Annotated in this window: 2 protein-coding genes; both read right to left on the bottom strand. The window is 59.5% G+C overall.

Annotated elements, in window-relative coordinates; all coding sequences use genetic code 11:
• Positions 1 to 273: 273 nt before the first annotated feature.
• The gene (locus tag GX108_02150; GenBank protein ID NLO55849.1) at positions 274 to 1,587 is read right to left on the bottom strand and encodes a TRAP transporter large permease subunit; all 1,314 of its coding nucleotides are present in this window, start codon (positions 1,585 to 1,587) and stop codon (positions 274 to 276) included.
• A 9-nt stretch (positions 1,588 to 1,596) separates the two neighbouring features.
• Entirely contained in the window at positions 1,597 to 2,142 is a 546-nt protein-coding gene (locus GX108_02145; protein NLO55848.1) for a TRAP transporter small permease subunit, read from the bottom strand.
• Positions 2,143 to 2,314 lie beyond the last annotated feature (172 nt).

The following is a 2,314-nucleotide window of genomic DNA, read 5'->3' as shown; positions in this document are numbered from 1 at the left end:
CTGGCATGCTGCTGAAGTGCTCATGGGCCTCCTCCTTTCCCTTCGCTGTTTGGGGCTAATTGTAGGGGATTCTATCCGGCTTCGGCGGATCTGTCAAGGGATCTCTTTTGCAGTTGTCGCCGGACAGGGACAGGGCCCTCCGTTTCAGGTCGGCCGAAACAGGGTTTTTGTCCGGTATTGATAAAAAACCGCCGCTGAGCAGGAGAAGGATCGAAACAGGGGCCTGCCCTTGGGCAGGCCCCTGTCGAATATCCCTCGAAGCGTCCCCGGTCCCTAATTGAAAAGGAGGTCGGGCAGCCAGGTGACGATCTTGGGGAAGATGATGCACAAGGCCAGGCAGACCAGCTGGGTCGCCACGAAGGGCACAATCGAGCGGTAGATGTCGTTCATGGTCACTTCCTTCGGTGCGATCCCCTTTATCAGGAACAGCATCGTGCCGAAGGGAGGAGTGAGATAACCCGTCTGGGTGTTGACCGCGTAGAGCACGCCCAGCCACAGGGGGTCGAAGCCGTAAAGGGGAAGTATGGGAAGCAGGATGGGCAGGGTTATCATAAGGATGCTCCAGGCGTCGATGACGCAACCCAGGAGGAACCAGACAACCTGTATCCCTATCAGCATAGTCCACCATCCGATCTCGTAGGTCTCGACCAGCCTGATGACCATCCTGGAGGCGCCCAGCCCCATGTAAACCGCCGCGAACCCCTGGGCTGCGAAGAGGATCCACATCATGAAGCCCTGGACCTGGATGGTGGTGTAGGCCACGCTTTTTATCAGTTCCCAGTTCAGCCGCCTGTGGATGGCGCTGCAGACGAAGGCGCCCAGGGCTCCCACGGCGGCGGCCTCGGTCGGCGTAGCTATCCCGGTGTAGATGGAGCCTAAAACGGCGATGATCAGCAGCAGGGGCAGGATCACGCCCTTGAGGGAAGCCACCTTGCCCTTCCAGTCGGCCCTCTCCTCGGGAGGGATGGCGGGCCCAAGTGCCGGGTTTATGTAGCACCTGATCAAAATATAGCCGATTATCAGGAAGGAACAGAGGATCCCGGCACCCATGCCACCGGCGAAGAGGCCGCCGATGGAGACTTGGGCTATGGTGCCGTAAAGGACCAGGGAGATGCTGGGAGGGATCAGCGGTCCCAGGACTCCCCCCGCCAGGATGCAGCCCGTGGCCAGCCTCTTGTCGTAACCCCGCTTGAGCATGGCGGGGAGGGCCATAACGCCCATGACCACGACTCCCGTGGAGGCTATGCCGGACATGGCGGCTATCAGCGTGCAGGCCAGGACGGTGCCCACCGCCAGGCCTCCCCTGAGGCCCCCCGACCAGCGGTACATCATTTCGTACAGCCCTTCCGCCACGCCCGAACGCTCCAGGACGGTAGCCATCAGCACGAAAAGTGGGGCCGCCACCAGCGTCGTGGTGGACATCATCGAAAAGGTCCTGGCCACGATGATGAAGAGTGATTCGGGACCCCAGAAAACGGCGGTGAAGACCGTGGCCAGCCCGCCCAGGACGAAAGCTACGGGGAGCCCCAGTGCTAAAAGAAGGAACATGCCGCCGAAAAGAAGGATGGAAATTAGTCCGATATCCATGGGGTCACCTCAATTTCCGCCCGTGGCTTCCGCATCGGCCGCGGCAATGATATCGCGCCCTGTCAGGGCAAGATGCAGGTCCTTGATGGTCTTGGTCATCCCCTGCAGCAGCATGAAGACGGCCGCGAAGGGTATGGTCCACTTGATCGGCCAGAGTAGAGGGCCCCAGGTGCTGTCGCTGAACTCGTTCACCTGGAGGCTTTCCCAGGCCCAGGGCGCGCTCTTCCAGAGCATGACCCCCACGAAGGCGTAGAACATGGTCCAGGTGAAAAGGTCCAGGATGGCCTTCGTACGCTTTGGGAAACGCACATAGAAGACCTCCACGTTGACGAAGGCGTTGTGCCGCAAGGCGTAAGCCCCGCCAAGTATGAAGTGGGCCCCGTAGAGCATGCAGGAGGTCTCGTGGGCCCAGATGGTCGGCCTGCCGAAGGCATACCTCATTATCACCTCGTACACCAGCACCAGCATTGTCGGATAGACGAGAAAGGCCACTACCTTGCCCATCCGGTCGTTCATTTTCTCAACGGTCAAGATGAAACCGGTCAAAAAATCCAATCGCCTCACCCCATCGTAAGCCTCGGTTTCCGAGGGACTGTAAAAAAGAACCCCCCTCCCCTGGATGGAGAAGGGGGGTGCTTAAGCCGGGATTCGATCGTTAATCGATGTAACCGTAATCCCTCATGAACTGCTTGATGATCTCGATGGCCTCGTAGACCCTGGCATCCTT

It is taken from the genome of Thermovirga sp. (genome assembly GCA_012523215.1).
Lineage (GTDB): Bacteria > Synergistota > Synergistia > Synergistales > Thermovirgaceae > 58-81.
This window is presented reverse-complemented; position numbering and strand designations above follow the sequence as displayed.